Origin of the sequence: Sphingobacterium sp. LZ7M1 (genome assembly GCF_024296865.1) — a bacterium.
Classification (GTDB): domain Bacteria; phylum Bacteroidota; class Bacteroidia; order Sphingobacteriales; family Sphingobacteriaceae; genus Sphingobacterium.
This window is the reverse complement of record NZ_CP101134.1, coordinates 420418-446911: the sequence shown is the minus strand read 5'-3', so window position 1 is coordinate 446911 and position 26494 is coordinate 420418. Positions and strand designations below refer to the sequence as shown.

Sequence of the window (26494 nt, the reverse complement as noted above, 5' to 3'; positions counted from 1 at the left end):
GTTAAGCAGGGTGCTAATTTTTAGTTAGCATTTGAGGCGGGCCAAAACAAAAAAGTAACCAAAGTAAATCAATAAGCATTGTTTTACAGGTTATTAGGCGCTTTTAAAAAGAAAAAAAGTAAAGGGATATGCTAAAATTTTAGGTTACCAATCTCCTTAATCTGTTCATCGAAGTCCTCTTTGGTACCTAAAACTTTGTTACGTACCTTAACTCTATAGTTATAAACCGTACGCAAAGAGTAGCGAAGGAACCGAGCAATCTTGGTGGAATCAGAAATACCGAGACGGATCAACGCAAAAATACGGAGTTCGGAATTCAGCAATTCATCATGTTTCAAGCTCAATCTTTCTTCGGGTTTTAACAGGTTGTTGAACTCCTGTATAAAGGTTGGATAAAGGTTCAGGAAAATCACGTCGAAGTTGTGATATAGGTCGTCAAGTTCGGTCTTGATAAAATCTTGGGATTTCAATTCCTTACTGAGTTCATCCAATTGGTTATTAGAAATCTTTTTTAAGATCCCTTTTCTGGTATTATCTAATTTATCGATATAGGCGGAGCATAATTCAAAAAACTGCGCCATATACTCTTCCTTAATATGATTTGACTCCTGAAGGTCTTGATTGACTTTTAACAATTGGGCATTAAGGCCTTGCAGTTCGTCATTTAGGTTTTTCAGGTCCTTTCTGGTTTTTTTCAACCGTTTCATCTGCATATATAATATGATGAAGGCGACCAGAAGCAGGATGGACATCAGAGATATGGTGTACAGGAAGTTTTTGAGCTGATTTTTATTTGCTTGTTCTTTTTCCTGAAAAGCAGAATTGATAATCGGATAAAAAGAGGAGTTTTCTATGGTCCTAAATCTAACATTACAGAAAAGGGCGTCTTCCATGGCTTCCTGAATAAAGAGGTAGGCCTTATCGATTTCATTTCTTTCAAAATAGACCAGGGCAAGACTTTGCATAGAAGCATTATCCTTAACCGTATTTTTAACATCGGTGATGGCAGAAAGGCCTAAATAGTAAATCTGTTTTTCTTGGTCATCCTTGTTTTTATAGAGTAACCCTAATAAATAGGCAATTACAGCCCGTTCATGGTCGGTGTCTTTATATTCACTCAATAATTGCAGGAGTTCTTTTTCCGCTTTTTCGAAATTATTTCCAAATAATGCTCTTGTTGCAGAACTTATTCGATGTTCTTTGGAATCAGTAGGAAGAACGTTGAGCAAGGAATCGCGGTAGACTTCGCTCAGGCTAAAATAATTATAGTGGTTGGTACTTTGTCCATAATGGGAATAGAAATCGGAGAAGGCCCGGTAATAATCAGCCTCCTGTTCACTGGAGAGGCTTTGTCTTGGAATACCTTTTAAGATTTCGTTTGATTCGATGAATCGCCCCGCAGAGGAATATAAGCTTGCCAATTGGATATCGACTTCATTCTTTTTAAAGTTATCATTCAATTGTAGGGCTAGCTTTTTATTTTCATTGACATAAAAGATAGCAGAGTCGATTTGATAGGTCTTGAACTCGTTATAAAGTTTGTCTTGGAAGTTATACCGATCGGCAGGAGAAGGCATTAGTTTCAGGCGTTCCTTGATTTCGAAGATCTTCATCAATTTTTCCTTTTCAAATTCAATCTTTCTGCCTAGCACCTTTTTAAGTTCTCTTTCCACAGAGTCTTTAGGGCTCACATCCACGACAGATTGGGCAAAGGAAGTTTGTCCTACCAGTGCCAATAAATATAAAATAGAAAAGAATACTTTCTTTAATTCAAGTTTAGTTATCATTATCTTCTTCCCACCAATCACTTTTCAGATCATCAATTTCCCTTCTATCCTTTTTAGTAGGCCGACCAGTCCCACGGTCTCTTTTCAGGACAGGTGCGTGGAATGATGATTTGAAAGCATAGGTTTCTTCTACTGGTGTGTGATCTTCATAAAATTGCACGGCCGTTTTGGCGTCAGACCTACGTTCGAGCAATCCAGTAACCTTAATGACCTTACGCTCAATTCCCTTCTGAATGCTATAGGTTTCCCCCACTTTGACGATTGCTGAAGGTTTTACATTTTGGCCATTGAGTTTAACTTTCCCTGCTTTACAAGCTTCTGTTGCCAAACTTCTGGTTTTGAATATACGAATTGCCCATAAGTATTTATCAATCCGCAATTTGTCTGCTGCCTCTGCCATCCTACAAAAATAGTCATATCTTCTTAATTTTGCCCCTTCTGTAACTTACATATCATTAAAAATCTCCATATTTGTTAATAATTTAAAATTACTTTTAAGAATATTATGGTAGATAATACAACCCTTCAAAAATTAATAGAAGAAGCTTGGGAGAACAGACAGTTATTGGAGTACAAAGAATACTACGAGGCGATTGAATTCGTAATTCAGCACTTGGACAAAGGCGAATTACGTGTTGCTGAACCTGTTGGAGAATCTTGGTATGTCAATGATTGGATTAAAAAAGCTGTAATTCTTTATTTCCCTATCCGTAATATGGAGGTGATCAAGAATGATCCTTTTGTCTACCATGACAAAATGAAATTAAAAACAAACTACAAGGAGTTAGGTGTTCGTGTTGTTCCTGGAGCTTCAGCCCGTTACGGTGCTTTTTTGTCTAAGGGTGTAATCATGATGCCTTCTTATGTCAATATTGGTGCGTATGTTGGTGAAGGTACGATGGTGGATACATGGGCAACCGTTGGTTCATGTGCTCAGATCGGCAAGAATGTTCACCTAAGCGGTGGTGTTGGTATTGGTGGTGTATTAGAACCTGTACAAGCAGCGCCAGTAATTATTGAAGACAACGTATTCGTTGGGTCAAGAGCGATTGTCGTTGAAGGCGTTCGTGTTGAGGAAGAAGCTGTATTAGGTGCTAACGTGGTCTTGACAGCATCAACCAAAATTATTGATGTTTCAGGTTCTGAGCCTGTAGAATACAAAGGCTATGTACCTGCGCGTTCTGTGGTAATTCCAGGTTCGTATACCAAGAAGTTCCCAGCTGGAGAATTTCAAGTACCATGTGCATTGATCATTGGGCAAAGAAAAGAATCTACCGATAAGAAGACTTCATTAAACGATGCGCTTCGTGATCATAATGTAGCAGTATAGCACACTGATGCAAAGACTTTATATAGATAAAGAGGATTTGAATCAGGCTTTGGAAACACTGAAGTCTGGGGGATTGATCTTGTATCCTACCGATACCATTTGGGGAATCGGTTGTGATGCGACTAATCCGGAAGCTGTTGAAAAGATTTTTGCATTGAAAGGAAGAGATAAAGGCAAGAGCATGATCATCCTTTTGGGCAATGACAATCAATTACAAAGCTATGTGAGCGAGGTTCCTGAAGTTGCTTATGAATTATTGGAAGCAACGGATAAGCCTTTGACCATTATCTATTCCAAAGCAAAGAACTTGGCCAGCAATGTCGTAGCGGAGGATGGCAGCATTGGGATCCGTATTGTGAACCATCCATTTTGCGAGCAGTTGTTACAAAGGTTCAGAAAACCTATTGTTTCTACCTCGGCAAACATCAGCGGTGATGCCTCAGCAAGGAATTTCGTAGAAGTCTCTGATGAGATTGTAAATGGAGTGGACTATGTTGTTAAATTTGGGCAACAGGATCCATCAAATGGTACGGCATCAACGATCATGAAATTGGATCCGAGCGGAAAATTTGAATTTATTAGAAAATAAATATGAAAAAAATTATCTCTTTACTGATCTGTGCAGTTGCATTCATTGCATTTAGCAATGCACAAACTGCCATTCAACCAGCAAAAGCAGGTGTTAGCTATGGCAAGAAAATAGATAAAAATGGCGCTATCTCTGTCAAACAACTTGAAAAGAACCTAGCTGGAAAAGAATCCTATACAGGAAAAGTTCAAGGCGAGGTTGTTCAGGTATGTACGAAAAAAGGTTGCTTCCTGACGCTGAAAACAGAAGAAGGCAAGGAACCGATCATGGTACGTTTTACAGACTATGCTTATTTCGTTCCTCAAGATATCATTGGCAAGACTGTGGTATTGGAAGGCAAGGCAAAAGTGAAAGAAACCACAGTAGAGTGGCAAAAGCATTATGCTGAGGATATGGGCAAGAGCAAAGAAGAAATTGCTAAAATTAACCAGCCAAGAAAAGATATTTCTTTGGTTGCAGATGGTGTTCTTGTTGTAAAGTAGACGCAAAAGACTTATTTTGGGGGCTGCAAATGAGAATTTGCAGCCTTATTTTTTTATTAATCTTACGTAAATGTCAGTTTTTCAGCCTGTTCCTTGTCAAAGCATTCGCCTTGGTAATCAACTTATGACTTTTGAAGTCCCGAGGATCATGGGCATTCTCAATCTGACACCAGATTCATTTTATGATGCGGGCCAGCACCAATCGCTGAACTTGGCCTTGGAGCATACGGAGAGATTAATTGGCGAAGGGGCAGATATCATTGATATCGGTGCTTACTCAAGCCGGCCTGGAGCAAAGGAAATAAGTCATCAAGAAGAATTAGATCGCGCTATACCAATTATTGAAGCTATACATAAGCAATTTCCAAAAGCTATTCTATCCATTGACACCTTTCGAGCTGATGTTGCCGAGGCCTGCGTAAAGGCTGGGGTCCATATCATCAATGATATTTCAGGTGGGAGTCTAGATGCGGATATGTTCAATACGGTTGCTAGGCTTCAAGTTCCTTATATTTTGATGCATATGCGCGGAACACCCGCTACCATGCAGCAAATGACATATTATGATGATGTCGTAAATGATGTAGCGGTAAGTCTGGGAAACAGTGTTGCAAAACTCAGGGAATTAGGGGTAAAGGATATCATCCTTGATCCCGGTTATGGTTTTGCCAAGACCATTGACCAGAATTATGAGTTACTGATGCGCATCCAAGAGCTACATTATTTCGGATTGCCCCTTTTAGGGGGTATTTCCAGAAAATCGATGCTCTACAAAAAAATAAAATCTACCCCTGACCAAGTATTACCTGGAACAATCGCACTTAACACCTTGCTTCTAGAACGTGGTGCCCAAATATTGAGGGTCCATGATGTCAAGGAGGCCAAACAATTAATTGAAATTTTTTATACCTAATCATTTTGAAGAAAACTAGAGACATAATCACGATAGGTTTTGCCTTATTTGCCATGTTCTTCGGAGCTGGAAATTTATTACTCCCCCCTTATATCGGAATACAAATTGGAGACCATGTATGGATCACCATCTTGGCATTTGGTCTGACCGGAATATTATTGCCTTTTTTCGGAATACTCTCTGTTGTAAATTCAGGGGAATCATTTGAGGATCTTGGGACTAGGATCAACAAATTCCTTTCCCCTATCTTAGGAACCGTCATCATGCTCTGCATTGGGCCTCTGATTGCCATTCCGAGGACAGCAGCTACAACCTTTGAAGTTGGTATATTGCCCTCATTCCCTAATGCAGATCCCCTTTGGACCTCGATTGCCTTTTTTGCAGTGACTTGGTTACTGACCATTGCACCATCAAAAGTGGTAGATATTATCGGGAATCTATTGACGCCATTGCTGCTGGTCTTATTGATTAGCTTGATTGCCATGGGCATATTCTCCCCTATGGGAGATTTCAGTGAATCTTCCTTGGATACAGCGCAGTCCTTTACCTTAGGTTTTGTAGATGGCTACCAAACCTTGGATGTGCTGGCTTCTGTGATCTTTGCTGGGATTATCATTACGGCATCCCGCACAAAGGGCTATACGAGCGTAAAATCAAAGAACCAAGTGGTAATCGCAGCTGGTATTTTGGCTGCATCCTGTCTTTTTATAATATATGGAGGTTTGATCTATCTTGGTGCAACTTCTGGAATCGAGGATTTAGCGATCAAGAGATCGGAATTGCTGATCCGTATTTCTCGTGCCATCATGGGACCATTTGGAACCATTGCTATCGCAGTCAGTATCGCTCTGGCCTGTTTGACTACTGCCATTGCATTGACTTCTGCCGTAGGAACCTTCTTTTCTTCACTGACAAAAGGAAAATTGAGCTATAAGCTATTGGTGACTGTATGTTGTATAGCATCCTGTGTGCTTTCTATTACCGGAGTTGATAATATTATTTCCTTTGCTTATCCTATCCTAACTTTTGTTTATCCGATTGTCATCACATTGGTTCTATACACGGTTTTCTTTGGAAGCTTTGTAAAAAACAAAAAGCCTTATGTGGCTGCTTTGATCGGTTCAACCGTTATTGCCTGTTTATCATTGGCCAAACATTTCAACTTATTGAGTGAAAGCATGATTTCAACCCTGAACCATATTCCATTCTTTCAATATGAATTAGGTTGGGTAGTCCCTTCCTTTGTGTTGTTTGTTTTGTTGATCTTGGTTACAGGTACTGGGCACAAAAAAGAAGAAGAAAAAATGCTATAAATGAAAAGGCTGGTCGATGTGACCAGCCTTTTCATTTATCAATAATGCTATTGACTATCTTACAATACTTCCAGCGGAAATATCTGTATTTGGTCTAACAAAGTCTAGACGGCCATCTGCATCTTCAGCCATTAAGATCATACCCTGAGATTGGATGCCCTTAATTTCTCTTGGTTCAAGATTGACTAAGATGGACACTTGCTTACCTACGATTTCTTCAGGCGTAAAGTATTCCGCAATACCAGAAACGACTGTACGCTTATCAATGCCTGTATCGATGGTCAGTTTCAATAACTTTTTAGTTTTAGCGACTTTCTCTGCAGTCAGGATTCGACCAACACGGATATCCATTTTCATGAATTCATCGAAGTTGATATTCGGTTTTTGTTCCGCTTTAGGTGCTGCTAAAGCATTGCTTGCTTTGGCATTGGCCAATTTATTCAATTGAAACTCTACTTGTTCATCAGTAATCTTATCAAACAACAATTGGGTTTCTCCTAATTGATGACCGGATTCCAATAGATCAGATTTTCCAGCTTCATCCCAATTCTGAGCGGCCAAGTTTAGCATTTCAAAGACTTTCGTAGAGGTGAAAGGCAAGAAAGGCTGGCCTAATAATGCAAGGTTTGCAACAATTTGACTTGCTACGAATAATACGGTTTTAACACGTTCTTCGTCTTGTTTTATTACTTTCCAAGGTTCTTCATCAGCCAAATATTTATTTCCTAAGCGAGCTGCGCTCATAAATTGCGCAAGGGCCTCACGGAATCTGTATTGGGATAGCGACTGCTTGATTAATCCTGGATAGGTAGCAAGTTCCTTTAAGACCGCTTGATCAGATTCAGTCAATGGAGAACCCAATAGTACCTTTCCTTCAAAATATTTATGGGAAAGTACCATCACACGGTTAACGAAGTTACCATAGATGGCCACCAACTCATTGTTTACACGTGCCTGGAAGTCTTTCCAAGTAAATTCAGAATCTGAGGTTTCAGGAAGGATAGAGGTCAGCATGTATCTCAATTCATCTTGTTTACCTGGGAATTCCTCTAAGTATTCATGCAACCATACGGCATGGTTTCTTGATGTGGAAAGTTTGTCACCTTCTAGGTTCAAGAATTCATTGGCAGGAACATTCTCAGGGAGGATATACTCGCCATGAGCATGTAAGATTGCTGGGAAAATGATACAGTGGAAAACAATATTATCTTTTCCAATGAAATGGATCAATGTTGAATTGTCCTCAGGGTTGGATTGTTGTTTCCAATATTTCTCCCAATCCTTTCCTTCATCGATAGCCCATTGCTTGGTCGCAGAGATATATCCGATTGGTGCATCCAACCAAACATATAATTTCTTTCCTTCAGCTTCATCAAGAGGAACATCTACCCCCCAATCCAAGTCGCGGGTCATAGAACGCGGTTGCAATCCGGATTTCAACCAAGATTGGCATTGTCCGAATACATTTGATTTTAATTCATTTTTCTTGCCTTCGATCAACCATTTCTCTAACCAAGGTTGATATTTATCCAATGGCAAATACCAATGTTTTGTTTCCTTTAGAACCGGAGCTTTACCACTTAGGGTTGATTTAGGGTTGATCAGATCTGTCGGGTTAAGTGACGTCCCACATTTTTCGCATTGGTCACCATAGGCACCTTCATTTCCACAGTGTGGGCAAGTTCCTACGATATAACGGTCTGCTAAAAACTGATGGTATTCTTCATCATAATATTGTTCTGAATATCGTTCGATAAACTCTCCTTTTTCGTAAAGGTTCAAGAAGAATTCTTGGGACAATTGATGGTGAATAGGCTCAGAAGTACGGTGATAGATATTGAAAGAAATACCAAACTGTTCAAAACTCTCTTTAATCTGTTGGTTGTATTTATCGATGATTTCTTGAGGAGTTACGCCCTCCTTCTTGGCTTTAATCGTGATTGCAGCGCCATGCTCATCAGATCCACAAACATAAACAACGTCTTTGTTGTTTAATCTTAAGAATCGCACGAAAATATCTCCTGGAATATAAGCCCCAGCAAGGTGGCCTATGTGAAGTGGACCATTGGCATACGGCAATGCAGATGTAATGGTATAACGTTGTTTACTGAATATATCCAATTTGATTGCAATTAATGATTAATATCGAGCCATTTTCAGCTCAGAGAACAAAGATAAGGCAAATTGGAGTATTCTGCTATTTCTAGGGTGATTTTCATGAAGAATACAAAAAAATAATTTCATTATTTAAAAAGTTTACCTTCTTGATCTATGATAATGGAGGCTATTTCTGAAAATATGTATCTTCGCTTCAGTTACAGACACTTATTATTCAATATGAAAAATTCAAGAACAGATTTAGGTCTATTAATAATTCGCATAGGATTCGGATTGACCATGATTGCCTTTCACGGCCTACAGAAGTTAATGGGTGGTCCAGAAAAATGGACTGCAATTGGTAAATCAATGGGAAACTTAGGAATTGACTTTATGCCTACTATTTTTGGATTTACCGCAGGATTAGCAGAGTCCCTGGGATCTCTGTTGTTAATATTAGGTTTGTGGACAAGACCAGCGGCCATTATTTTGGCCTTGACCATGTTGGTGGCTACATTGAACCATCTTGCCAAAGGTGATGGTTTGTCTGGAGCATCACACGCGATTGAATTTATGATCGTCTATATCGCATTCGCCATTATGGGTCCTGGAAAACTTAGCATCGACAAAAAGTAATCGAAATAACAGTTATAAAACCAGAAGGGCTTTGCAAATTGCAAAGCCCTTCTGGTTTTCTTAATTCGAATTTCTATTTAAATACAGTGGCATGCCAACTGTTTTTCATCGGGACCTGCCAATTGCTCTTTAATTCTTCTTCTGTTTGCACTAAATTGTTGAAGACAATGGTTTCAGCATTTACTTCACCTTCTTTGCACAGCGCTTCAAAAACATCCCTTGAAACCAATTGTATATTGTTTTCACTATCTCGGTAACTGATCAAGGTTCTGTTGAATAGACCAATGTTCAATTCTACCTCCAGCTCCTTTAGGATCCTTACTGACTTATCAATAGAACATCCAGTGACCTGAGCGATCTCTTCGTCAACAGTTAATATAATAAAAAGGTTATTGATAATTTCTGCCTTGCCCGCTAACTGACTACCATGCGCAGTCCATTCTCTGATAAAGGAATCTAATTTTGCTTGAGCGATCTCATGCTCGGGTTGTGTGAAAAATCGATCTGCCTGATAAATCCAAACTTTCTTCATATCTCAATCTATTAATGCGTGTAATACGGAGAAATCATGAGATACACAATTACTCCTGTAACTGCAACATAAAGCCACATAGGATAAGTGATGCGTGCTAGCTTCTTATGACGCTCATAGGCACCAGCAATCCCTCTAACAAAAGTAAATAATACGAATGGGATAATGACGATCGATAAAATGATATGTGTCACAAGAATGAAAAAATACACATATTTAATTGCTCCTTCTCCACCATAACTTGTTGAAGTGGAAGTCATATGATAAGCTACATACATCAGCAGAAACAAGGAAGAGAAAACCATGCACAACTTAATCAAGTTTTCGTGCATCTTGACATTTCCTCTTTTGATAGCTGCAACTGCGATTACCAAACATACTGCTGTCAATCCATTGATGGTAGCATAAATCGGAGGCAGAAAACTAAGGGGTTCCACATCATAGCCCATCTTTTGTAGGTTTATGCCAAATAAGGCAGCAACCGCTAAAGGAATAATTACAGACAGGGTCCAGATTATGCCTTTATATTTCTTTTCTTCTTCAGTCATTCCCATAATTACTTTCTCTCTACTTTTAATGGATTATTTCTAACCTCCTCAACCAACTGTACCTTGATCTCATCTTCTAGGCGATCCAATTCTGACCGAAGACTGATATCATAGAAACCTCTGATCCTTTTCTCGGAATCTATCAAGACAAATTGGTTGCTGATAATAAATTTTGTGCTATCCGCTGGTACCGGCATGGCTTCAATGAGCATCGCGGTTCTTGCAAATTCAAAGATATCTACACTTGGTTTGTTCACGACAAACCAATGTGGATTTTTGTCTTTCTTGTAAGGCGCAATAAACTTTTCCAAATCTGCTGAAGAATCATTCGGGTCAACTGATATAGAATAAAGTTCCACCTTCGGATTCGATTTGAATCTAGCTGCAATGGTACTCATATCATGAACCAATTGCTTAGAAAGACCTTGATCTCTGGTATAGAATAAATGAACTACTGAAACGGCTGTGTCAGTACCTAGGAATTTAACCGGTTTATTGTCATAATTCATAAACTCAACCGGACTTAATTGGTGGAATATGGTGTCGGGGATTTCTCTTCCCATCACACGTCGCATTTCACCAGAAAGCTTTTTCTCTCCAAAAACTGGCAGCTTAATGTACTCATTAGAGCCCATTTTATTAACCAGTATATATAAAAAACCTGGCACAAATAGAACAAGTGCCAGGATTATTAATTTTGATATATTTTTTGAACGAGTATTTTTACTCATTACTTATATGCTTATTGATGTGGGAAAGTAGGTTGATGAGTCATTACAGTGTGTAAATAACCACCTTCAACCAACATTAAAATAATGAAATAGATAATAAAGAAAAATACTACTGCACAAGTAACGATAAAGCTAGATTTCTCGAACTTCAAGTGCATGAAGAATGCTACGATATAATAGGCTTTTACCAATGTCAATACAATATAGATTGTATTCACTAGCATTCCTTTTTGTATGATTCCCCAGTGGTGTACAAAACCTAAAGCGATTAAGAATTCTAATGCTGTTAAAGCTAATAGAACAAAGAATACACTCCAGATACGTTTTTTATCCATTCCTTCGCCATGCGCATGCGCATCGTGTTCTGATATATTTTCGTGATTAGTCATGTTCAATGAATTTTAAAATAATTCTTACAAAAATTATACTAGGTAGAAGAAGGTAAATACGAATACCCAAACTAAATCCACAAAGTGCCAGTATAAACCTACTTTTTCAATCATTAGGTAAGTTCCTCTTCTTTCAAACGTATTGTTTAAGGTCATGCTCAACACAATAATGTTCAACAATATACCGATTGATACGTGGAATCCGTGAAAACCTGTAATGGTAAAGAATAGATTAGAGAACTGCAATGCAGCTGTGTAAGAAATGTCCTTGGTGAAATAAGGTTGGAGAGCATTTACAATGGCATTATCATCCGTTAATCCAGTTGCTGGATTTTGACCGAACCAGAAGCCCATGTGATGTAAGTGGCTCCACTCTAAAGCCTGACAGCCTATGAACATAAGACCACCTAAAATAGTCCATAACATCCATTTGACAACCTCTTGCTTTGAATTTCGATGTCCTGCTTCTACGGCAAGTACCATCGTAACGGAAGACATGATCAAAATAAAAGTCATGATACCCACGAAAACCAAAGGTTGACCTGAATCTGCGATACCTGGAATAGATTGGAATACCTTATCCGCATCAATCCAGCTAGGTTGCGCAAATTTTTGAGCACCATAATAAATCAAGAATGCAGAGAATGTAAATGCATCTGATACTAGGAAAAACCACATCATGATCTTTCCATACTCTAAGTTCCAAGGTGATTTACCTCCGCTCCAAGGTCCTTGTTTTACCTTATCCAATTGCGATACTGTTGTACTCATTGTTTACTGTTATTGATTCAAAAGTAAGAAAACATAAATATAAATCCATAATAGACCTAGAAAATGCCAAAATATAGAGGCAAGTTCCATCCGGAAGATATTGTTATCAAGAGCAATTTTGCGCATTGCTCCAATATAACATCTAACCAACACCAATATTCCGGCTATGATGTGGGCTAAGTGTAAGCCTGTAAATACGTATATGAACGATTGCGAAGCATTAGAGTTCACAAAGGTTATCCCTCTATGAAACAATACAGACCAAGCTTCGACTTGCAACCAAAAGAAAACTACCCCTAATACAATAGTAATCAATAAGTAGGTCTTTTGTTTTGATATTTGATTAGCTTTTACTGCTTTGAAAGCAAGGTACATGCTAACACTACTTAATACAATTACTGCGGTACTATAGATGAACGCATATGGTAAGATAGTTTTGATCCCCTTATCTACACCACTTGCAGTATATACTATAAATCCACTTGTCAAAGCAGCAAACATCATGAACATACCGATCATTCCAAGCCAAAGATTAAATTTCTTTGCTTTTCTTGATTTTAGTAGTTCTTCATTCATCAACTCTTGCTTATCCATCGATAATTGTAAATCCATTTTTTATTTAAAAGGTATAAAGTCAAACAACAACACTAATTGAGTTAAGGGCAAATAAGCAAAAGAAGTAAACATGATCTTTTTTGCTGTACTGACCTCCATCTTTTGAAGATGTTGATAACCATACCAGGTGAAAAGTAATCCTCCTATTAAGGAAAGAATGGTAAATACCCATCCGCCAATCCCAAAATACATCGGAAGAAAACCAATTGGAATCATTAGCAGACATGAAACAAAAATGAACCATGCTGATAATTTATCCTTCCTCGTCGTAGGTAGCAATCTGAAACCTGCTCTTTTGTAATCGTCATCAGATACCCAAGCAATTGCCCAGAAATGTGGGAACTGCCAGAAGAACTGAATGGTAAACAAAACCAATGGCGTAATTACGATTGCCTGCTCACTTACCTCGGCATATGCTAATCCGAATCCTGCAGATTCAAATGCAGCGTAATAACCAATTAGTGGTGGCAATGCTCCTGGAATCGCTCCTACCCACACTGCTATTGGTGATTTTTGTTTTAATGGTGTATAGACAAAGGCATAAAGGAAAATTGAAAACACAGATAGTAAACCTGCTATAAAATTCAATTCTACCAAGATCAAAGTCCCAGCTATTCCCATGAACACGCTTAAAATTAAAGCCTGTCCTGTGGTCATCCTTCCTGCAGGTAATGGTCTATCTTCGGTACGCTTCATTAATTTATCAAGATCTCTTTCGATGATCTCGTTAAATCCATTGGCAGCACCTGTTACCAAAAATCCTCCAATAGTCAACAACGCCCAATTAAACCAGATGATATCACCTTGCTGTGTTGCTCCAATCAAAAATGAAATGGAAGCAGAGAACACAACTGTTAGCGTAAGCCTCAGCTTGACAAGTTTGTTAAAATCTGAAATAAATTCCTTCATAACCAAAATAAATCCCTAAACCGTTGTTGATAATGCTTTCTCTGGTTTGTTAAGGATCAACAATAAATAATATTGTGAACCAACCAATAAACTTGCAATTACCAAATGCACTGTTTGTGCCACTGCGGGAACATGAAACCTAGCCAATATTATCCCTGACAACATTTGGATACAAACTAATACCAATGAAATCTTCGCATACTTGAATTGAACCGTATTGATCAATTCTGAAGACCTTATCTTGAAATATAAAAATACACTCAAGGCTAAAGTGACATATGCTAAGAGTCTATGCGTTACATAGGGTAACCCAATAGAATCAATCCATTCGCTACGTTGTACTCCTTGTTGATTAAGATGGTCGATTATCTCCCGAACATCAGTACCAAATACTACTTGAATAACTAAAATTGCCAATGAGATCAATGTGATCCATGTAAACCCTTTATTGGTATTCTTCAAGAAAGAGTTGTCTCGCAATTTAATCGCCCAATAATATGTCTGTATAGCAATACAAACAATTATCAAAGCCAACAGCATGTGAATGGTAATGACCCAAGGGGTAAGATTTGTTGAAACAACAATCGACCCTAACCAGGCTTGTATAACAACGACAATAAGATTAAGAACGCTCCATATGACTATGGCTTTTTTCTTTTTCCAATAAGTAAAAGAATATATTGCTGTAAACAGCATACTGAAACCGGCTAAAACTCCAGTCAGACGATTTATATATTCAGTCCAAGTTTTTACAGCATTGAATTCTTCATGCTCATGGATTGTTTCATCGTGACGAATTTGATCTGCTAAGTGCGAATATCCAAACGCTTCGATCATTTTGGCAAAGCGTTCATTCTTCTTGATGCGACCTTCTACATAATGCTGCTCGAAACCTTCAGGTAATTGAGAAGCATCTGTTGGAGGGATAATCCTGTTAAAACATTTTGGCCAATCCGGGCAACCCATTCCTGAACCTGTACTCCGAACGACTCCTCCTGCTGTTATTACTAAGAAAAGAACGATAATCGTGATCTTATTTATCCGTATAAAACGCTTTTCAGCTGCTGGATACATAGATCTCTCCTTTTACATTAAAAAGTATAAAGAGAGGTAGGTATGAACCTACCCTTCTTCTTCTCTGTTATGCTCACGATTGTAAACCTTTTGAGCTTCAATACCTTCTTCATTTCCTTCCCAGTCATGCAATAAGTTTGAGCTCATTGTTTGTGAAAGTGGAGTGCTTTGAGGAATGAAATCTGCATCATGTCCAGGTTTACTGTAATCATAAGGCCAACGGTATACTGTAGGGATTTCTCCTGGCCAGTTTCCGTGAATATGTTCTACTGGAGTAGTCCACTCCAATGTATTTGCATCCCAAGGGTTTTGCGGAGCACGTTTTCCACACCAGATGGATCCGAAGAAGTTCCACAAGAAAGCAACTTGTCCAACAGCTGAAACGATAGCTGCCCAAGTAATCAACAAGTTAACTGATACCCATTTTTCCATAAATGGAAACTCAGTGAAAGCATAGTAACGACGAGGAACCCCATCAATACCCATAAAGTGCATTGGGAAGAATACCAAGTAAGCACCAATGAATGTCAACCAGAAGTGGAAGTAACCCAAACGCTCGTCCATCATACGTCCGAACATCTTAGGATACCAATGGTAAACTCCTGACAACATACCGAAGATAGATGCTGAACCCATTACCAAGTGGAAGTGAGCTACTACGAAATAAGTATCATGTAAGTTGATGTCTAATGCTGCGTTACCTAGGTACAAACCTGTTAAACCTCCAGATACGAAGAAAGAAACCATACCGATTGCAAACATCATCGCAGGAGTGAAACGGATGTTACCTCTCCATAGAGTTGCAATATAGTTAAAGGCCTTAACGGCTGAAGGAACAGCAATGATCAAGGTGGTAATCATAAATACACCTCCCAAGAATGGACTCATACCTGTTACGAACATGTGGTGACCCCAAACGATGAAAGATAAAACTGTAATACCAACTAGGGAATAAACCATCGCATGGTAACCAAAGATTGGTTTACGAGAGTTTGTAGAAATTACCTCAGAAGTTAAACCTAATGCAGGCATTACTACGATATATACCTCAGGGTGTCCTAAGAACCAGAATAAGTGTTGGAACAAAATTGGAGATCCACCTTCGTTAGGAAGGATAGTACCTTGAACCACTAAATCTGATAAATAGAAGGATGTACCTACTGAACGGTCAAAGAATAATAATACTACTGCAGAAACTAAAACTGGGAAAGATAACAAACCAACGATAGCTGTTAAGAAGAATGCCCAAATAGTAAGAGGCATTTTCCATAATTCCATTCCTTTAGTACGCATGTTCAATACTGTAGAGATATAGTTAACACCTCCTAATACCTGTGATGCAATAAATAAAGCCATGGAAATTAACCATAGGGTCATACCTAATCCAGAACCTGCGATAGCTTTTGGAACTGCAGAAAGTGGAGGATAAATTGTCCATCCAGCAGATGCAGGACCACTTTCAATGAAGAAAGAAGCAACCATGATCACACAAGCGGTAAAGAAAAACCAGTATGATAACATGTTCATCAATGGTGAAGCCATATCTCTAGCTCCCAATTGATAAGGGATTAATAAGTTACTGAACGTACCTGATAGACCTGCTGTTAATACAAAGAATACCATCATGGTACCGTGAATAGTTACCAAGGACAGGAAGAAGTCCGGTCTAATTCGACCACCTTCAGCCCATTTTCCCAAGAAAACCTCAAGAATTGGAAACTCATGATCAGGCCATGCTAATTGAATACGGAATAAAATCGACAGGATCATAGCGAAAACCGCCATTATGATACCAGTGATCAAGAACTGCTTAGCAATCATCTTATGATCTTGACTGAAGATATACTTCGTCAAAAAGGTCTCATGATGGTGATCATGTGATCCGTGATGAGCTGCGTCGTGCGATATAACTGTAGTTGACATATTCTATTTAAATTCTCTGTTATATTTAATTTATTGAAGCCGCGATACGGTCATTCTTCTCAGTGTTTCCTTCTGTTTGAGCAAACTCTTTTTGAAGGTCTTCTGTGAAGAATTTAGCTTGTTTGCTTAACCACTCCTTGTACTCAGCTTCGGTAACCACTCTTACATTCTTTTGCATGTTGTAGTGAGATTCACCACAGATCTTCGCACATAACATTACGAAGTTGTATTGTGGATCATTCATCTTATCACGCATCTCATCAGTAGTGATGGTTGGTGTAAACTGGAAGTAGTTGGTCATTCCTGGTACTGCGTTGATTTGAACACGGAAATCAGGAATATAAAAAGAGTGAATAATATCTTTTGACATAATGTGGAAACGAACTGGTTTGTTAACCGGAATTACAATTTCATCCCCTTTAACATCATCCCAAGCTGTTTTATCATTATAGTCTATACCATAAGAGTTCAATGGAGTAGTCAATTTATAATTACGTTTTCCAAATTCACCATCCGCTCCTGGATAACGAACTGTCCACATGAACTGCTCACCTAAAACTTCAATCTGTAAAGCTGATTTTTTTAGATCTTCCGGAATATTGGTGATTGATCTCCAAGTAAAGAAACCGAACAATACCAAGATAGTTAGTACTACCGCTGGAACAATTGTCCATAATCTTTCAATAGCATCGTTATGTGGATAGAAATATGCTTTGCGTTTTGCGCGCATCCTGTAGATAAAAGTAAAGGTCAATAATAAAATATGAACCAATACTAATACGATAGTAATGATAACTGTAGTGATGATAAACATTCTATCGATATCCTTACCATGCTCGGTCGCCGCAGGTCTCCATGACCAACTTCCCCAAACTGCATATCCGTAATACACAAATCCTAAAAATCCAACCAAGAAAACAAATAATAAAACTGCTTGTAGTGTATTATTTGCCAAAGGATTGTATTTTCCATTTACTTTCTTAGTCAATACGTAGATCGACTGTACCTTTCCGATAACTGCAACCACAGTACATAAAACCAAGAAAAGTAAAATATAGTAAGTCAAGTTTTTGTAAACCTGAGGATCAATTTTCTTCTCTTCTTTGGTTGTTGAAGCAGCCGGAGTTACTGTGCTGCTTGAAGTACTAGATGCTGAAACGCTAGCTGAATCTGTTGCAGCAGGCGCCGCAGCAGCACTATCAGCTGGTGCAGCAGCCGAATCTGCAGTTACTGCAGGTGTTGCCGCTTGCTCAACCTTCGCTGTATCAGCTGCTTGTTCCTGAATGGTAGCCATTGCAGGAGCAGCAAACAATAGGTTAATAGCTAATAAGCCTCCAAATAAGGACTTAAATCTGTTATGTAATTTAAACTTCATCTCTTATAACACGTTTGAACGTTATTTCAACTTAATCTCTATTAAATTTGGTGGTGTAAACTTTCATCCAAGAATGGGTGGTTCTTCGGTACCAAAGCATGTTTGCTCAATTTCGAAAGAACTAAGAAAGTAAAGATTCCAACAAATCCTATTGCAGTACCGATTTCAATGAAACCAAAACCACGGTGTGCATCAACTGTACCAGGCATTACCATGATATAGTAGTCTAACCAGTGACCTAACAACAATACGATAGATACAAACAACATCATGTTTTGCTTACGTTTTGCGTCACGGTCTACCAATAGTAATAATGGAGCCACAAAGTTAATAACAATATTTATCCAAAACCATGGCTTGTATTCTGGTTCCCAACGTTTATAGAAATAAACAGTTTCTTCTGGAATGTTTGAATAGTAGATCAACATAAATTGAGCAAACCATACATAAGTCCAGAAAATCGAGAAACCAAACATTAATTTACCTAAGTCATGTAAGTGGTTTTCATTTACCCAGTTCATATAACCAGCTTTCTTAACCAAGATTAAGATAACTGTAATAGCAGCTAATCCGCTAACCCACATAGCTGCAAAGTTGTACCAACCGAACATGGTAGAGAACCAGTGTGCCTCTAAAGACATAATGGTATCAAATGACCAGATTGGAGTAGTAAATCCGAAGATTACCAAGAATATTGCGGATAATTTAAAGCTCTTTTTATATGAATTTAAGCCTCCTGCTAAATCCTCGTTGTAAGATAATTTTGCAAGGATAAAGGCAAAAATGCTATAACTACCCATAAAAATAATCTGACGGATCAAGAATCCTGGTACATTTAAGAAAGCAGATTTTCCAGCAACTAAACTGTCATAGTTAGGGCTGTTTGGATCAGTTAATCCATCTGCATGCCAGTGGTGGTATAAATTATGTGTATTCAATCCTAACGCTACGATGATTAATAGAATCACGGAAGCAATTGGAAGGATACTAGCCATTGCCTGAGGAATACGGATTAAACCTGCAGACCATGCTGATTGAGTTACTAATTGTAAGGCAACGAAAAAAGCTCCTGCTGCACAAACACAAGTAAAATAATATCCCATCAATAATAAATTGGCATATGTACGCTCAACCATTATATGGTCACTTGATAGTAAGCCAATTGCAATTGCGGCTATCCCTACAACGATTGCAACTAAACTCAGGACCTTTGCGATACCTGCGAATTTAAATTGCTCGCTGAAATTATAATCGTGATGATGATTGTGAGTTCCCATTTATAATATTCGATGTTAAATTATTTTTTTTGCAATTCGTGAACATACATTACCACTTTCCAACGCTCTTCTGGCGATAGTTGCGAAGCGTGTGAACCCATCGCATTATATCCATAAGTAATTGTATGGTAAATCTTTCCATCTGTCAATTCAGACATTTGACCTCCTCTTGAAGATGGAGTTCCAGCTGATTTATGGTATGATGGCGGAGGAGGGAAATTCTCTAGAGCTCTTTTACCTCTAGAATCCTCAACTTCTCTATCTTTTGTAATAGCACCATCACCTGCTCCATCTTTACCATGACAAACTGCACAGTACGTCAAGTATAAAGCCTCTCCTTCTTTTAAGTGAGCTGGATTGACAACTAAAGGGTTCTTTAATTCCAATCCCGCACGCTCATATTCTTCAACAGAGTTTCCATAGTCAAAACGATCAAATCCGATAGGATTAGACCCTTGAGGTGGAGTTTGAGCTGTACTATTATTCTTAAAATTCTTATTTGGCTGATCCGGATTAAAAGCAATTGGATCATACATATTACGTGAGAATTCCCATCCTGCACTGCGAGTGGTGCCATCTCCGCATGAAGAAACAACTGCTGCTAAAGCGACAGCAACACATACAGTTCCAAGAAAATTCCTTTTATTCATAACTAACATATTTTCTTTCATTGTACTTAACTTCTACTGCTCCTGCTTCTTTCAATAAGCCATCGATCAACGCATGGTCAGTATTTTCATTTGCATCTACTGCAATAATAAAACGATCATCCGTAGCTCTCAAGTCCATCACACGTGGTGCACGGCCTGGAAATAAATGGTTACGGAAAAAGAATGTTGCAACCATACCCAAGGCACATAATAAAATTGTCACCTCAAATGTTACTGGAACAAAGTTTGGCAATGGCATCGATGGTTTACCACCAATATTCATCGGCCAGTCATAGGACATTGTGTAAAACAAAAGACTAAATCCTAAAACTGTTCCCAATGCACCGAAAATAAATGCTGCAATGGGTAATCTTGAAGGCCTTACCCCCAACTTCGCCTCAATCCCGTGGATTGGCATCGGAGTAAAACAGTCGTAAATGCTAATATTGTTTGCTTGCAACTTGTCAATCCCATGCATCATTTCATCAGGATCAGCAAAACTACCTAGTATATATTTTGTATTGCTCATTGCTATTATTTTTGATGTAATGCCTTAATGTCTGTTTCTGTAACTGTATCGTATTTATCCAATGAATCTCTGAAGTATTCAACTTGTTCCTCAGGGAATGCACCTTCTTGTACAAGTTTAGTTTTATGCTGTAAGCTTGAGCTTTTCAACAACAACTTAACCTCTGCAATTGCAATACCTGGTAAGAAACGAAGGAATAATAAGAATAAAGTAAAGAACAACCCGATAGATCCAACAAAGATACCTACGTCCACCCAAGTTGGGTAGAACATTGCCCATGATGATGGTAAGTAGTCACGGTGTAATGATGTTACGATAATTACGAAACGCTCAAACCACATACCGATGTTCACAACGATAGACAAAATCCAGGAGATAGGAATACTTGTACGAATTTTCTTGAACCAGAATAACTGTGGAGAAATTACGTTACATGTCATCATCGCCCAGTAAGCCCAAGCGTACGGTCCAGCAATACGGTTAGCAAATGCATACATCTCGTATTCAGAACCTGAGTACCATGCAATGAATAACTCAGTTAAATAGGCGATACCTACGATTGAACCTGTAGTCATGATAATCTTGTTCATGGCTTCAATATGGAACATAGTAATGTAATCCTCAAAATTCATTACTTTACGTAAGATCAACAATAAGGTCTGTACCATCGCGAAGCCTGAAAAAATCGCCCCTGCAACGAAATATGGAGGGAAGATTGTCGTATGCCATCCAGGAATTACCGATGTAGCAAAGTCCATGGATACGATCGTGTGTACAGAAAGTACTAATGGTGTGGAAATACCAGCTAAGATCAAGGAAACAATTTCAAAACGTTGCCAAGTTTTTACCGATCCATTCCATCCAAATGATAAAATAGAATAAACTCTTTTCTTAATACCAGAAGCACGGTCACGAACCGATGCGATATCCGGTAATAGACCACAGTACCAGAATACTAATGATACAGTGAAATAGGTAGAGATCGCAAATGCGTCCCATACCAATGGGGAGTTAAAGTTAACCCATAGGGATCCAAATTGATTTGGTAATGGGAAAATCCAGTAAGCCAACCAAGGACGACCCATGTGAGCTACAACATAAGTAGCAGCACAGATTACGGCAAAGATTGTCATCGCCTCAGCCGATCTGTTAATGGAGTTACGCCAGTTCTGACGGAATATTAATAATACAGCGGAGATCAAGGTACCGGCGTGACCAATACCTACCCACCATACGAAGTCGGTAATATCCCATGCCCAACCTACTGTTTTGTTTAATCCCCAAGCGCCGATACCCGTCCAGAACGTGTATCCAACACTTACAACCCATAACATTGCGCCTAAGGCAGCTACGGTAAAACCGATCCACCACGCTTTGTTTGGTTTATTTTCAACCGGAAGTAAGATATCATCTGTAATCTTTGCATAGGTGATATCCTTGCCGGTGATTAATGGTTCTCTTAATATTGATTCGTTATGCGATGACATAGTTATTTTATTTCAGTCTAGAATAAATTATGCTTCAAATGTGTTTCTTACCTTCGTCATATAACCAATATTTGGTTGTACGTTGATTTCTTCAAGCACATAATAAACACGTTCGTTACGTAATGCTTTTGAAACCTCTGACTCCGGATCGTTTGCATCACCAAAGATGATTGCATTTGCCGAACATGCCGCTTGACAAGCCATTTTGATATCTCCGTCTTTCACTTTACGGTTCTCCACTTTAGCCTGCAACTTACCTGCTTGGATACGTTGGATACACATTGAACATTTCTCCATAACCCCGCGAGAACGTGTGGTTACATCTGGATTCAATACTAATTGTGTAAACTCGTTGTTCAAGTAGTTGTCAAAACGAGAATCATTCCAGTAGTTAAACCAGTTGAAACGACGTACTTTATATGGACAGTTGTTCGCACAGTAACGTGTTCCGAAACAACGGTTATAAGCCATGTGGTTAAGACCTTCTGAAGAGTGAACGGTTGCTAACACTGGACATACGGTCTCACATGGAGCGTGCTCACAGTGTTGACACAACATCGGTTGGTAAACTACCGATACATCTTCGTAGTCATAACCAGCTGCCTTAGCAATTTCTTTCTCTTTTGTTAATTTGCCCTCTCCTGTATTCAAGGTATAGTAACGGTCGATACGCAACCAGTGCATTTCACGACGACGGCGAACCTCGTCACGACCTACAACCGGAACGTTGTTCTCAACGTTACATGCAACAATACAAGATCCACAACCGGTACAAGCATTCAAATCGATTGCCATCACCCAACGGTGACCAGGTTGTTCAAATTTATTCCATAGATCATATGTTTGGTGCGTATCAGAGAAACGACCAGACTCAGAATTAGGATCTTTTAAGTAATTAGCAAACGTAGTCTCACGGATAATGTTACGCCCCTCAATGGTGTGGTGCGTTTGTGTTTGAGCCAATTCATAGATTCCAGACGCTTTGGAAATCGAAGCTTTTGCAGCGAATTGAATGGTTCCATTTACTAAACTTGCAAACGGATAAGCATTTACACCTACATTATTTCCTGCCTTACCAACTTTAGTACGACCATAACCAATTGCAACTGAAACTGTGCCTCTTGCTTGGCCTGGTTGTAACAACACTGGAAGGTCTACTTTATAGCCATTTGCTTCAACAGTAACTTTTCCGGTCTCTTTAACACCTAATTCCTCAGCATCTGCCGGGTTAATAGCTGCAAAGTTATCCCAAGTTACTTTAGAAACTGGATCTGGCAATTCTTGTAAGTAAGCATTGTTAGCCCAACGTCCGTCTCTAATATTTGGAGATTCATAAATCTTTAATTCAACCCCTCCAGCAACACGCTTAGCGTCATTAGTAATTGCAGCAGCAATTGCATTGACATCTACGTTAGCTGAATAAGATGAACCTGTGTTTGAACCTTTATAAATAAATCCTTGTTGAAGTACATCTTTCCAAACTTTTCCGGTTCCTGCTAAGATATTGGTCTCCCAATTTTCCTTAACGAAATCATGGATAGGTTTGTTGACACCTGCCCAGTTGATCAAACTTTGTTCAGCTTGACGTGTGTTAAATACTGGATTGATGGTTGGTTGAACAATGGTAAATAATCCCTCTTTTGCAGAAGCATCACCCCAAGATTCCAAGAATGTATTATTTGTAGCAATAGCTTTCAATTCTGATGAAGTTTCATCAGCACGATCACCTAAAGATACTGTATAACCGATTTTAGAAATTGCTGCTTTTACATCATCAGCCTTATAGTAGTCATAAACTGGGTTTGAATTCCAGAAAATAGCTACACCTACTTGCCCAGCTTTAGCAGCTGTTAAGAAAGTTTGGAATGCTGAATCTGATCCTTGATGTTGTTTAGAGAAATTATCTAGGTCAATGATTGAACCATAAGCCCCTAAGGCTGTATTGATTGCGTTTGCTAAAGCTTGAACATTGGTGTCATTCGAACCTGCTACAACTACTGATGATCCTTTTGAATTCACCAATTCCTTAGCGGCAAGAGCGATTGCTGTTTTTGCTTTTGCATTGTTTGTACCACCAGCTACTGATTGTCCAGTAATGGCATTGTACAAGCTAATTAATACTGCTCCTTCTTCTGAAGGTTTGATTGCAATACGAACGTCTGCATTCGAACCAGTCATTGATAAACCTGATTCAAATTGAATATGACGTGACATCTTTCCGCCTTTCAACGATTTATAGTCACGGTTTTTAATATAATCTTGTGTATGCTCTTCTCCAGCTACCCAAGTTCCTAAAAAGTCAGCTGCTACTGAAACAACAACTTGTGCTTTATCAAAGTGATACGAAGGAACAACTGCTTTACCAAATGAAGCTCTATTGGCTTCAATGATACCGCTGTAAGAAACTGCATCAACTTGAACATGCTGCGTTGCAGGATATTTTGCTGCAAATGCTGCGATAGCAGCCAATGAAGAAGGACTATTGATTGTGTTTGAAACAATTGTAATCTGTTTTCCTGCTGCTTGTGCTTTATTCAATGCATCAACTACCGCTTGGTCCAATTTTGCCCAATCTACATCTTTACCTCCAATTTGAGGGTTCTGTAATTTGGACATATCGTACAAGTCAAGAACAGATGCAGATGTTGAAGCGTCTGTACCTTGATTTAAACCAACTGCATTTGGATTTGCTTCCAATGAAATTGGTCTTCCTTCTCTTGTCCTAACGATTACACTCTGACCATTGAAGGAAGAAGCGTAGAAGTTTGGTACACCTGGAGTTACTTCTTCAGGTTTGATTATATAAGGTACTGCCTTGTGAATTGGCGTACGGTTACACGCTGCCAATGTCACAGCTCCTAAACCAAAACCTAAAGCTTTCAAAAAGTCACGACGAGGTGTCTTGGTACTTAAACCAGCTTCATTTAACACATCTTCTACGGGAATAGGCTCAGCAAACTCACTCTTGCTTCCTTCAACAAAAGCAGGAGTTTGATTCAATTCCTCTAAACCTTTCCAATATTTTTTATTGCTTTCCATTTAAGCTATATATAAGATTCCGTTATTCTAAATTAATTTATTAATAATGACACTTTCCACACTCTAATCCACCGATCATAGCTGCTGTCATCTTCTCACCTTTTTTCAACTTATCATGAGCCTCGATCAATTGATCATAGTACGCATTGTCTGTGTTCACAGAAGTTTCTTTGTGACAGTCAATACACCATTTCATGGTAAGTGGTGAATATTGGTAAACTTCTTCCATATCTTGGATAGGACCGTGACATGTTTGACATTCAACTCCTGCAACTACAACGTGTTGTGAGTGGTTGAAATATGCAAAGTCCGGCAAGTTGTGGATTCTAACCCATTCGATAGGTCTTGTGTTTGTACCATATGTTCTAGCTTCTGGATCCCAATCTACTGCACGGTATAATTTCGCAATCTCTGGAGAAATGTTACCATCGTAATGATCTGAACCTGTTACTGTATTGTGACAGTTCATACATACGTTTGCTGATGGAATCGAAGCGTTTTTCGATTTAAATGCTCCACCGTGACAATACTGACACTCAATCTGATTAACACCAGCGTGGATTTGGTGAGAGAATTTAATTGGCTGCACCGGTTTGTAACCTTGGTGAACACCAACATTCCACATGGTTTTCCAACCTGCTACACCCAATAAACCAACGACCATCAGTACAACGAAGAATACCAACTTCTTGTTCTTTAAAAATGCCTTAGCAAATTTTACAGAACTGCTTTCGCCTTCCTCTTCACTTTTCGCCTGAGCCTCAGCAATTGACGCTTGGTTGTTAGCAATAACACGTTCTAAAGTTTTTGTTACCCTGTTCAATGCAAAGATCACTGCCACAGCAACCACAAACAAAGCAACCAATCCGATAATCATCAAATTGTTCGCATCTGAACTTGCAGCACCAGCACCTCCAGCAGCAGGACCAGCAGCCTTTTTCTCAGCTAACTTCACCTCTTCTGCTTGCAGGTACGCAATGATATCCTTAATATCACCTTCAGAAAGGTTAGCATAAGGAGCCATTGTTGTAGCAAACTGAGACTTCAATTCAACAGCTTGTGGATCGCCTGAATCAATCATCCCTTGCGGGTTATGGATCCATTTCACAATCCATCCTTCTTCTCGACGCTCTGACAAGCCAGCCAAATCTGGACCGGTCAATTTCTTACCTACAGCGTGACATGAATTACACGCATTCGACTTGAATAGCGCTGCACCATTCGCAGCATCCTGCGCCTGCGTGGTAGTAGTAACGGCAAATAACAATACCAAACTGATTGATATTGACTTCGCAAGTCTTCCCAAAACGGATGAGATATTTCTCATATTTAGCACTTTATACTATTTTATGTGTAATAATTAATTGTTGACTCTTCAGTACATGTACACAATACCGTACAAAACAATGCACAAAAGTATAACTTATTAAGCAATCCCTGACAATTTGATGACGTAATTTATCAATTTATATTCATTCTAAATAGAGCTCTTTATATA

General features: G+C 38.9%; 25 protein-coding genes. 6 read left to right on the top strand and 19 right to left on the bottom strand.

The window, feature by feature from the left end; all coding sequences use genetic code 11:
• Positions 1-131 precede the first annotated feature (131 nt).
• Both NMK93_RS01940 and NMK93_RS01935 read right to left on the bottom strand, forming a co-directional pair.
• Complete coding sequence (locus NMK93_RS01940) at positions 132-1787, bottom strand: DUF6377 domain-containing protein (RefSeq protein ID WP_237235534.1); 1656 nt, start codon at positions 1785-1787, stop codon at positions 132-134.
• A complete protein-coding gene (locus NMK93_RS01935) occupies positions 1777-2187 on the bottom strand; it encodes an RNA-binding S4 domain-containing protein (protein ID WP_185211298.1) in 411 nt (136 codons plus the stop codon). Before NMK93_RS01935 ends, NMK93_RS01940 begins: the two co-directional genes overlap by 11 nt.
• Positions 2188-2292: 105 nt before the next feature.
• Here NMK93_RS01935 and NMK93_RS01930 point away from each other — a divergent pair, with 105 nt between their 5' ends.
• The 5 genes from NMK93_RS01930 to brnQ all read left to right on the top strand — a co-directional run bounded on the left by NMK93_RS01930 (position 2293) and on the right by brnQ (position 6414).
• The gene (locus NMK93_RS01930) at positions 2293-3117 is read left to right on the top strand and encodes a 2,3,4,5-tetrahydropyridine-2,6-dicarboxylate N-succinyltransferase (protein WP_254526534.1); all 825 of its coding nucleotides are present in this window, start codon (positions 2293-2295) and stop codon (positions 3115-3117) included.
• Positions 3118-3124: 7 nt separating this feature from the next.
• Positions 3125-3706, top strand: coding sequence for an L-threonylcarbamoyladenylate synthase (locus NMK93_RS01925; protein WP_254526535.1), 582 nt, complete (start codon positions 3125-3127; stop codon positions 3704-3706).
• A 2-nt stretch (positions 3707-3708) separates the two neighbouring features.
• A complete protein-coding gene (locus tag NMK93_RS01920) occupies positions 3709-4188 on the top strand; it encodes a DUF4920 domain-containing protein (RefSeq protein ID WP_254526536.1) in 480 nt (159 codons plus the stop codon).
• A 124-nt stretch (positions 4189-4312) separates the two neighbouring features.
• A complete protein-coding gene (folP, locus tag NMK93_RS01915) occupies positions 4313-5101 on the top strand; it encodes a dihydropteroate synthase (RefSeq protein WP_254526537.1) in 789 nt (262 codons plus the stop codon).
• Between the two features lie 5 nt (positions 5102-5106).
• Positions 5107-6414 (top strand): branched-chain amino acid transport system II carrier protein, encoded by a 1308-nt coding sequence (gene brnQ / locus NMK93_RS01910; RefSeq protein ID WP_254526538.1) that lies wholly within the window; start codon positions 5107-5109, stop codon positions 6412-6414.
• Between the two features lie 54 nt (positions 6415-6468).
• Here brnQ and metG read toward each other — a convergent pair whose 3' ends face one another.
• A complete protein-coding gene (gene metG, locus NMK93_RS01905) occupies positions 6469-8535 on the bottom strand; it encodes a methionine--tRNA ligase (RefSeq protein WP_254526539.1) in 2067 nt (688 codons plus the stop codon).
• 216 nt (positions 8536-8751) lie between these two features.
• Between metG and NMK93_RS01900 the strand changes: the two genes are divergently transcribed.
• On the top strand, positions 8752-9147 hold the full coding sequence (locus tag NMK93_RS01900; protein ID WP_185211305.1) for a DoxX family protein: 396 nt from the start codon (positions 8752-8754) through the stop codon (positions 9145-9147).
• Positions 9148-9220: 73 nt separating this feature from the next.
• On the opposite strand, the gene NMK93_RS01895 is transcribed toward NMK93_RS01900, so the two are convergent.
• The 16 genes from NMK93_RS01895 to NMK93_RS01820 form a co-directional block, all read right to left on the bottom strand.
• The gene (locus NMK93_RS01895) at positions 9221-9679 is read right to left on the bottom strand and encodes an ABC transporter ATPase (RefSeq protein ID WP_254526540.1); all 459 of its coding nucleotides are present in this window, start codon (positions 9677-9679) and stop codon (positions 9221-9223) included.
• An 11-nt stretch (positions 9680-9690) separates the two neighbouring features.
• Positions 9691-10227 carry a DUF420 domain-containing protein gene (locus tag NMK93_RS01890; RefSeq protein WP_236736556.1) on the bottom strand — a complete coding sequence of 179 codons (537 nt, stop codon included), beginning with the start codon at positions 10225-10227 and terminating at the stop codon, positions 9691-9693.
• 8 nt (positions 10228-10235) lie between these two features.
• A complete protein-coding gene (locus NMK93_RS01885; protein ID WP_254526541.1) occupies positions 10236-10862 on the bottom strand; it encodes an SCO family protein in 627 nt (208 codons plus the stop codon).
• 107 nt (positions 10863-10969) lie between these two features.
• Positions 10970-11347: a cytochrome C oxidase subunit IV family protein gene (locus tag NMK93_RS01880; protein WP_185211309.1), complete on the bottom strand. Its 378-nt coding sequence runs from the start codon at positions 11345-11347 to the stop codon at positions 10970-10972.
• A 33-nt stretch (positions 11348-11380) separates the two neighbouring features.
• On the bottom strand, positions 11381-12118 hold the full coding sequence (locus tag NMK93_RS01875; RefSeq protein WP_093100577.1) for a cytochrome c oxidase subunit 3: 738 nt from the start codon (positions 12116-12118) through the stop codon (positions 11381-11383).
• A 9-nt stretch (positions 12119-12127) separates the two neighbouring features.
• Positions 12128-12730 carry a cytochrome c oxidase subunit 3 gene (locus NMK93_RS01870; RefSeq protein ID WP_254526542.1) on the bottom strand — a complete coding sequence of 201 codons (603 nt, stop codon included), beginning with the start codon at positions 12728-12730 and terminating at the stop codon, positions 12128-12130.
• Between the two features lie 3 nt (positions 12731-12733).
• Positions 12734-13642, bottom strand: a complete 909-nt coding sequence (gene cyoE / locus NMK93_RS01865) for a heme o synthase (RefSeq protein WP_185211310.1) — start codon at positions 13640-13642, stop codon at positions 12734-12736.
• Between the two features lie 15 nt (positions 13643-13657).
• The gene (locus tag NMK93_RS01860) at positions 13658-14716 is read right to left on the bottom strand and encodes a heme A synthase (RefSeq protein ID WP_185211311.1); all 1059 of its coding nucleotides are present in this window, start codon (positions 14714-14716) and stop codon (positions 13658-13660) included.
• 48 nt (positions 14717-14764) lie between these two features.
• Positions 14765-16537, bottom strand: a complete 1773-nt coding sequence (locus tag NMK93_RS01855; protein WP_185211460.1) for a cbb3-type cytochrome c oxidase subunit I — start codon at positions 16535-16537, stop codon at positions 14765-14767.
• A 127-nt stretch (positions 16538-16664) separates the two neighbouring features.
• Positions 16665-18014 carry a cytochrome c oxidase subunit II gene (locus NMK93_RS01850; protein ID WP_254526543.1) on the bottom strand — a complete coding sequence of 450 codons (1350 nt, stop codon included), beginning with the start codon at positions 18012-18014 and terminating at the stop codon, positions 16665-16667.
• 41 nt (positions 18015-18055) lie between these two features.
• Complete coding sequence (locus NMK93_RS01845) at positions 18056-19291, bottom strand: quinol:cytochrome C oxidoreductase (protein WP_185211312.1); 1236 nt, start codon at positions 19289-19291, stop codon at positions 18056-18058.
• Between the two features lie 20 nt (positions 19292-19311).
• The gene (locus NMK93_RS01840; protein WP_308214522.1) at positions 19312-19941 is read right to left on the bottom strand and encodes a cytochrome c; all 630 of its coding nucleotides are present in this window, start codon (positions 19939-19941) and stop codon (positions 19312-19314) included.
• Positions 19934-20470 (bottom strand): DUF3341 domain-containing protein, encoded by a 537-nt coding sequence (locus tag NMK93_RS01835; RefSeq protein WP_185215891.1) that lies wholly within the window; start codon positions 20468-20470, stop codon positions 19934-19936. The genes NMK93_RS01840 and NMK93_RS01835 overlap by 8 nt, the downstream gene beginning before the upstream one ends.
• Positions 20471-20475: 5 nt before the next feature.
• The gene (nrfD, locus tag NMK93_RS01830; protein ID WP_254526545.1) at positions 20476-21957 is read right to left on the bottom strand and encodes an NrfD/PsrC family molybdoenzyme membrane anchor subunit; all 1482 of its coding nucleotides are present in this window, start codon (positions 21955-21957) and stop codon (positions 20476-20478) included.
• A gap of 27 nt (positions 21958-21984) precedes the next feature.
• Positions 21985-24996: a TAT-variant-translocated molybdopterin oxidoreductase gene (locus NMK93_RS01825; RefSeq protein ID WP_254526546.1), complete on the bottom strand. Its 3012-nt coding sequence runs from the start codon at positions 24994-24996 to the stop codon at positions 21985-21987.
• 40 nt (positions 24997-25036) lie between these two features.
• On the bottom strand, positions 25037-26323 hold the full coding sequence (locus tag NMK93_RS01820) for a cytochrome c3 family protein (protein ID WP_254526547.1): 1287 nt from the start codon (positions 26321-26323) through the stop codon (positions 25037-25039).
• Positions 26324-26494 lie beyond the last annotated feature (171 nt).